This window comes from Chitinophaga sp., from assembly GCF_035564935.1.
Classification (GTDB): Bacteria; Bacteroidota; Bacteroidia; order Chitinophagales; family Chitinophagaceae; genus Chitinophaga.
The window spans coordinates 1-8,026 of sequence record NZ_DATMTE010000803.1; the positions used below are offsets into that span (position 1 = coordinate 1).

At 48.1% G+C, this 8,026-nt stretch carries 9 protein-coding genes; all 9 read left to right on the forward strand.

The genetic code is table 11. The features are described from left to right. Positions 1-136 precede the first annotated feature (136 nt). The 9 genes from VN105_RS20905 to VN105_RS20945 all read left to right on the forward strand — a co-directional run bounded on the left by VN105_RS20905 (position 137) and on the right by VN105_RS20945 (position 7,980). Positions 137-817, forward strand: a complete 681-nt coding sequence (locus VN105_RS20905; protein WP_325643833.1) for a metal-dependent hydrolase — start codon at positions 137-139, stop codon at positions 815-817. A 67-nt stretch (positions 818-884) separates the two neighbouring features. Next, the gene (locus tag VN105_RS20910) at positions 885-1,706 is read left to right on the forward strand and encodes an AAA family ATPase (RefSeq protein ID WP_325643835.1); all 822 of its coding nucleotides are present in this window, start codon (positions 885-887) and stop codon (positions 1,704-1,706) included. Further along, complete coding sequence (locus VN105_RS20915; protein WP_325643837.1) at positions 1,690-2,604, forward strand: ParB/RepB/Spo0J family partition protein; 915 nt, start codon at positions 1,690-1,692, stop codon at positions 2,602-2,604. Before VN105_RS20910 ends, VN105_RS20915 begins: the two co-directional genes overlap by 17 nt. Before the next feature lie 61 nt (positions 2,605-2,665). After that, positions 2,666-3,304 (forward strand): DUF5683 domain-containing protein, encoded by a 639-nt coding sequence (locus tag VN105_RS20920; protein ID WP_325643839.1) that lies wholly within the window; start codon positions 2,666-2,668, stop codon positions 3,302-3,304. Positions 3,305-3,347: 43 nt separating this feature from the next. Then, complete coding sequence (gene dapB / locus VN105_RS20925; protein WP_325643841.1) at positions 3,348-4,067, forward strand: 4-hydroxy-tetrahydrodipicolinate reductase; 720 nt, start codon at positions 3,348-3,350, stop codon at positions 4,065-4,067. A gap of 148 nt (positions 4,068-4,215) precedes the next feature. Then, positions 4,216-4,635 (forward strand): Rrf2 family transcriptional regulator, encoded by a 420-nt coding sequence (locus VN105_RS20930; RefSeq protein WP_325643843.1) that lies wholly within the window; start codon positions 4,216-4,218, stop codon positions 4,633-4,635. Between the two features lie 389 nt (positions 4,636-5,024). Beyond that, complete coding sequence (locus VN105_RS20935) at positions 5,025-5,708, forward strand: phosphoadenylyl-sulfate reductase (protein WP_325643845.1); 684 nt, start codon at positions 5,025-5,027, stop codon at positions 5,706-5,708. 35 nt (positions 5,709-5,743) lie between these two features. Further along, entirely contained in the window at positions 5,744-6,652 is a 909-nt protein-coding gene (gene cysD, locus VN105_RS20940) for a sulfate adenylyltransferase subunit CysD (protein WP_209863810.1), read from the forward strand. An 80-nt stretch (positions 6,653-6,732) separates the two neighbouring features. Beyond that, positions 6,733-7,980 (forward strand): sulfate adenylyltransferase subunit 1, encoded by a 1,248-nt coding sequence (locus VN105_RS20945; protein WP_325643849.1) that lies wholly within the window; start codon positions 6,733-6,735, stop codon positions 7,978-7,980. Positions 7,981-8,026: the final 46 nt, after the last annotated feature.

Sequence of the window (8,026 nt, forward strand, 5' to 3'; positions counted from 1 at the left end):
TTTAGGTAATCGTTGTATTTTTGTCCGATTACGCTACTTTTAATAAAGTTACTTTTAGATATAGGTGTAGATTAATAACGGATGCCGGAGAATAATCTCCCCTGAAGTTGTCGTGAATTATTCAAATGGACTGATTATGAAGTATACTTGCTACGGACATTCCTGTTTTGCAGTGGAGATTATGGGGAAAACGATCCTTTTTGATCCTTTCATCACCCATAATGAACTGGCGGCTAAGATAGATATCAATGCCATAAAGGCGGATTATATCTTTGTTTCACACGGGCATGAAGATCATACGGCCGACCTGGTAGCCCTGGCAAAACGGACCAATGCCACTGTAGTATCTAATTTTGAAATAGTGACCTGGGCAGGTAAACAGGGGATAGAAAAATTACATCCCATGAATACCGGTGGTAAATGGAAGTTTGAGTTCGGAACGGTAAAATGCGTAGTGGCACAACACTCCAGCTGTTTACCCGATGGCGCTTACGGAGGTAACCCGATGGGCTTTATATTTATGACGGACGAAGGAAACTTTTATTATTCAGGTGATACTGCGCTTACATTGGATATGGAGCTGATACCAGGTGTTTCCTCCCTGGATTTTGCCGTATTACCTATCGGTGATAATTTCACAATGGGTATTGAAGATGCCATTTCGGCCGCTGAAATGATAGAATGTGATAAAATAATCGGCGTACACTACAACACTTTCGGCTACGTTAAGATTGATACCAACGAAGCAAAAATGCAGTTTATTGATGCCGGGCTTGAATTGATACTACCCGAAATAGGTAGTACCATAGAGGTTTGAGGAAGAAGTGATCATTGCTGATTTATCCTTTATCCTATAAATAACCTTTGAATTTTTAAATTACACAATGGCTAGAATAATCGCGATCGCTAACCAGAAAGGTGGCGTAGGAAAAACTACAAGTGCAATAAACCTGGCAAGCAGCCTGGCTGTGCTGGAATTTAAGACACTGCTGGTTGACGCCGACCCGCAGGCAAACAGCACCACAGGGCTGGGTTTCGACCTGCGCAATGTGCAGCAGAGCTTGTACGATTGTATGGTGAACGATGTGCAGGCCAAAGATGTGATCCTGGAATCAGATACTCCCAACCTGAAGGTATTGCCTTCTCATATTGACCTTGTAGGCGCTGAACTGGAACTCATCAATCACCCTAACCGGGAAAGAGTGATGAAACAGGTGATCGACTCCGTGGAAGCAGATTACGACTTCGTGATCGTTGACTGCTCCCCCTCCCTGGGCCTCATCACGGTAAACGCCCTGGTGGCATCCAACTCCGTGATCATCCCCGTTCAGTGCGAATTTTTTGCCCTGGAAGGTCTCGGCAAATTGCTCAATACCATCAAAATTGTGCAAAGCCGCCTGAATATAGAACTGGAAATTGAAGGCATCCTGATGACCATGTACGATGGCCGCCTGCGCCTCAGCAACCAGGTAGTGGATGAAGTAAAACAACACTTTGAAGAAAGCGTGTTCAACACCATCATTCACCGTAACACCAAACTGGGAGAAGCCCCCAGTTTCGGTAAATCCGTTATTATGTACGATGCTGCCAGCACAGGTGCTATCAATTACCTGAACCTGGCCAAAGAAATCCTGCAAAAACATAACTTCACCAAAATTACATCTAAAGACAAAATCCTAGCTATAAACGATGACCAATCCAAGTAAGAAAGAAGCGTTGGGTAAAGGCATCCGCTCTCTGCTTCAAAATATCGATACAGATCTGAAGCAAACTGCCGGCGCCCTGGGTGATAAAGTAGTAGCTGCCGCTACAGGCATTGAACGCATATCACTGGATCTGATTGTAACCAATCCGAAACAGCCGCGTCGCGACTTTGATGAAGTTTCCTTACAGGAGTTAAGCCAGTCCATCAAATTGCATGATGTGATCCAGCCCATCACCGTGGCAAGGGTCAACGCCAAAAAATACCAGCTCATTGCGGGGGAAAGACGCCTGAGAGCCAGTAAACTGGCCGGACTGAAAGACATTCCCGCATACATCCGCCAGGTAAACGACCAGGAACTCCTGGAACTGGCCCTGCTGGAAAACCTGCAAAGGGAAAACCTCAACGCCATTGAGGTAGGTCTCAGCTACAAAAGACTCATGGATGAATGCACACTCACCCAGGAACAGGTGGCCGACCGCATGGGCAAAGAAAGAAGCACCGTTACCAACTATATACGCCTGCTCAAACTGCCGCCAGACATCCAGGTAGCCGTTCGCAACGGCCAGCTCAGCATGGGCCATGCCCGTGTACTCACCGGCGTGGAAAATGTGGAAAACCAACTCTTCCTGTACAATGAAATCCTGAAAAACGGGTTGTCTGTACGGCAAACAGAAGAACTGGCCCGGAATATCAACCAGGCCGACAAGAACCATCCGCAAAAAGCCAAGGTGAAACTACCGCCTGCTTTTCAGAAAATACAGGACAAACTTGCCTCCCACTTCTCTACCAAAGTAAAACTGGACAGGGGAAAAAGCGGCAAAGGCAGCATTTTAATTGAATTCTATTCGGATGAAGAGCTGGATAGTATCCTGGAAAAAATAGATCTATACGGTGGCTAATAAGGCACAATACATATTTCATTCACTACGGTATGCTTTATTGTTCTTAGTTGCAGTGGCTATGGCTGCGCCATTACACGCACAACAGGATACCCTGCGCCCGGTGGCCAAAACAATGGATACGCTTATCCGGCCCATCCCTGCGCCTGGTACAGATACCGTAAAAGCAAACAAAGCCATCTTCACAGACAGCGCCTATATTCCTGATTCCAAACTCCCGCACAGCCCCCGTAAAGCAGCCCTTTACTCCGCGGTGGTGCCGGGTCTCGGACAGGCATACAATAAGGAATATTGGAAAATTCCCATCGCATACGCCGCTATTGGTACCTGTGTTTACTTCTTTGTAGATAACATGAAAACCTACAAGCTGTACCGCGATGCCTACCGCCTCCGGGTAGACGGCAACCCGGATACCAACGATACCAGCCCGGATACCAAACCTTACGATACGGAATCGCTCAAAGTGGGCCGCGACCAGTTCCGGCAATATGTGGATTATTCCGTATTGTTCTTTATCCTGGCATACGGCGTAAACATCATAGACGCTACCGTATTTGCGCACCTCCGCAATTTCGATATGTCGGATGATCTCAGTATGCGCGTTTCCCCTACATTGATCAACAACCGCACACTGGGCATCGGCATAAATATTTCCTTCGGCGGCAAAAAGGGAAAAAACCGTTACTTCGCAGGCCGCTGATCTTCACTAACACATCAACTAAAAAATACAACTTTCAAGGGTCATGAAAATAGCGCTCATCGGATATGGTAAAATGGGACAGGCAATAGATGCTATTGCCACTGCCAAAGGTCACGAAATAATACTCCGGGTGGATATTAACAGCAAACACCTGCTGGAAAAAGAACACCTTTCACAGGCAGATGTAGCTATCGAGTTTACCACTCCCGAAACAGCCTACCACAATATCCTAAAATGCTTCGAAGCCAATGTGCCGGTAGTATCCGGTACCACCGGCTGGCTGGATAAACTGCCGGAAATAAAGGCCCTCTGCCAGGAAAAGAACCAGGCATTCCTCCATACCACCAACTTCAGCATCGGGGTAAATATCTTCTTTGAACTGAACAAGAAACTGGCAGCCCTCATGGCCGGCCAGCCGCAATACAACGTGAAGATGGAAGAGATCCATCATACCCAGAAAAAGGATGCGCCCAGCGGTACCGCCCTCACACTGGCAGAACAGGTACTGGCAACAGTAACCCGCAAAACCGGCTGGGTAAACGAGGACAGCGATCAGCCAGAAACACTGCCTATCATCTCCAAAAGGATTGATCCGGCGCCAGGCACACATACCGTTAACTATACTTCTGCTATCGACGATATCACCATCACCCACACCGCCCACTCCCGCGAAGGCTTTGCCGCCGGCGCCGTAGTAGCGGCCGAATGGCTGAAAGGCAAAACCGGCGTATTTACCATGCGGGACGTGCTGAACCTGGGATAGCGGTGATAACTTTTGGCGGCCGGAGCCCTTTCCGGCAGCCAAAAGCCAGCCACTCACTGCTGGCAGCTAAAAACTGCTTATCTTTACAGGAATATAAAGTTAGCACTGAACTATAAGTTCATCCGTGGAGGGATGCAAAAAAGTCTGTATGTTATCGAAAAAAACGCAATACGCATTTCACGCATTAGTACACCTGGCAGAGAATATAGATAAGGGGCCCATCCTTATATCCGAGATCGCACAGGAAAAAAATATTTCTATCAAATTCCTGGAAAACATTTTGCTGGAATTGAAGAATGCCGGCATCCTCGGCAGTAAAAAAGGAAAAGGTGGGGGATATTACCTCATGCGGCCTCCAAAAGAGATCGCCCTGGCTAAGATCATCCGCCTGCTCGATGGCCCTATTGCGCTGCTCCCATGCGTAAGCCTCAACTACTACGAACGCTGCGAAAACTGCCGCGATGAAGCGGTATGCGGCCTCAACGAAGTAATGGGCCGTGTAAGGGACTCCGCTCTCAAGATCCTTGAAAATAAAACATTGAAAGATATCCTGACCCGGAATAGCTAATCAGGATTAAAAATACTAAAGCCGGCCACTAAGCCGGCTTTCTCGCTCCAGTAAAGCATTTCCCGATCAAGTCCACCTTCCCTCCGCCTCCCGTCCATTTGCACAGCACAGATACTGCTACCGCTATCCCAGCCCCAAGCAAGTCCTATCCATTAACCAATCATTATAATCAGCATAATCAGCGTAATCCTAAGTCAGACAACCTTCGCGTAGTCGCCGCCGGCGACTACATAAACTTCTCTCCCGCCCCCACGGCCCATCTTCGCAAAAGAAATAATTTTTTACACTATTAGTCTATCTTTTTTATAGGTTTTATGTATTTTTGTTACAGGAACGACCGTAATCGCTCCGCTGGCACTAGACATATCAATTCAATAAGGAAGATCTACATGACAGACATTACCACCGCGCTGGTCAACAAACCGGTGGAGGAGGCCATACAGTACCTGCTGGAACAATATCCCGGCGCTGTAGCATTCTCTACCTCATTTGGCCAGGAAGACCAGGTAATATCAGATATTATCTGGCGTAACCAATTGCCGGTTAGAGTTTTTACCCTGGACACGGGTCGCCTCTTTCAGGAAACATACGATGTAATGGACCTCACCATGGCCCGTTATAAACAGCCTGTAGAAGTGTATTACCCCGATACCGCCGCAGTAGAAAAACTGGTATCCTCCAAAGGACCCAACAGCTTTTATGAATCCGTGGAAAACCGCAAGGAATGTTGCGGCATCCGCAAAATTGTTCCCCTCAACAGGGCGCTGGAAGGCGTAAAAGTATGGATCACCGGCCTCCGGGCAGAACAGTCCGAAAACAGGCAGGGCATGGAAATCCTCGAATGGGACGAACACCGCCACCTCTACAAATTCAACCCGCTGATCCACTGGGGCTACGACGAAGTACTGGCCTACCTGGAACAACATAAAGTGCCTTACAATAAGCTGCACGACAAAGGTTTTATCAGCATCGGCTGCGCTCCCTGTACACGCGCCATTGAACCGGGAGAAAATCCACGCGCCGGCCGCTGGTGGTGGGAACAGTCGCAGAAAGAATGCGGACTGCACGGATAATAAATATTAGCTTTTTGAATAAATTATTATAGTCCATGACTAATCAAATAAATTGGGAATTTCCTCAGGCACTGGAAGATGAAGCTATTTACATACTTCGTGAAACAGTAGCACAGTTCGAAAAACCGGTGCTGCTGTTCTCCGGCGGTAAGGATTCAATTACACTCGTACGACTGGCACAGAAAGCGTTTTACCCCGGTAAAATACCTTTCTCCCTGCTGCATGTGGATACCGGCCATAACTTCCCGGAAACCATCCAGTTCCGCGACTGGCTCGTGAATACCCTCGGACTGGACATTATCATCCGTAATGTACAGGACAGCATCGACCAGGGCAAAGCCCAGGAAGAAACCGGTAAATACGCCAGCAGGAACGCACTGCAAACCGTTACCCTCCTCGATGCCATCGAAGAAGGCAAATTCGACGCCTGCATAGGCGGCGCCCGCAGGGATGAAGAAAAAGCCCGCGCCAAAGAAAGGATCTTCTCTGTAAGGGATGAATTTGGCCAATGGAACGCCAAAATGCAACGTCCCGAACTGTTCGATATCCTCAACGGTAAAATCAATATCGGCGAAAATGTTCGCGTATTCCCTATCTCCAACTGGACAGAACTGGACGTATGGAACTATATCGTCCGCGAAAAGCTGGAGATCCCGTCTATCTACTTCTCCCACGAAAGGGAAATCATAGAACGCGATGGTCTTTACTGGCCTTACTCCTCTTTCCTCAATACCACTGCCGACGAAGTGCCGTTCCGCCAGAAAGTACGTTTCCGTACCGTAGGCGATATGACCTGTACTGCCGCTGTATTATCTGAAGCAGATAAACTGGAAGACATCATTGCCGAAATCATGGAAGCAAAGATCTCCGAACGTGGCGCACGTATAGACGACAAACGCTCTGAAGCCGCCATGGAAAAGAGAAAACAGGCAGGATACTTTTAACAGCATTTCCTGTTACACACACTTAACTAAATTGAACACGGCTTTCAACGCCCGGCGCTGAGAGCAAAAAAATAAAAATAATGGAGGTTTTACGTATAGCCACTTCCGGTAGTGTAGACGATGGTAAAAGTACCTTAATAGGCCGTTTATTATACGATACCAATTCTATTCCGCAAGATAAAATGGAAGCGCTCCACGCTGCCAGCAAACGCAAAGGACTGGACTTTACCGACCTGTCGTTGCTCACCGACGGACTGGTAGCAGAACGCGAACAGGGAATTACGATAGATGTAGCCCACATCTATTTCTCCACCCCTACCCGTAAATACATTATTGCCGATACCCCCGGGCATATTGAATATACCCGCAACATGGTTACCGGCGCCTCCAATGCACAGGTATCCCTGATCCTTATAGATGCCCGCAGGGGTATCGTGGAACAAACACACCGTCACTTCTTTATCGCCAACCTCCTGCGTATTCCCTACCTGGTGGTTTGCGTCAATAAAATGGACCTGGTTGATTACAGCGAAGCCCGCTTTAACCAGATAGTGGAAGATTTCCAGCAAATGCTCAATAACGCAGGATTCAAAGGACAGGAAGTGAAGTTTATCCCGATCTCCTCCCTGTACGGCGAGAACGTAGCCAGTCGCACCGGCGCTATCAACTGGTACAACGGCAGTACCCTGCTGGAATACCTGGAGCAGGTATCTTTTGATCATGAAGACAACAGCCACCCGGCCCGCTTCCCCATTCAAAGCGTGATCCGCCCAAGAACCACTGAGCACCACGATTTCCGTGGTTTTGCAGGCAAAGTAGCCAGCGGGCACTTTGCTGTAGGCGATGAAGTGATTTCCCTGCCCTCCGGGCAAAAGAGCCGCATCAAAACCATCGAACAGTTTGAGAAACAACTAACGGTGGCGCATGCACGTGAAAGCGTTGTGATCACCCTGGAAGGCGAAATTGACAGCAGTCGCGGTAACATGCTCGTGAAAATAAACGAAACACCGCAGCAACTGAAAGAAATAAGCGCCAACATCTGCTGGATGGACCAGCAACCACTTGCTTCCGGTAAAACCTATCTTTTGCAGCACGGTGTAAACCGCGTGAAAGCCAAAGTACAGCAGATCAACTACGTAACAGACGTTACCAATCACGTACAGGTAACAGACAAACACTCCATGACACTGAACGATATCGGCCGCATCACGCTGAAAACAGCCGCGCCGGTATTCGCAGACCCGTATGAGAAGAACCCCGCCAATGGCGCCTTCATTCTCATCGACGAGTTCAACAATACTACGGTGGCGGTGGGATTTATTGAATAGTGCATGCGGAGGGGATCGCCTTCGGCGATTGTCTTGGAACACTGAT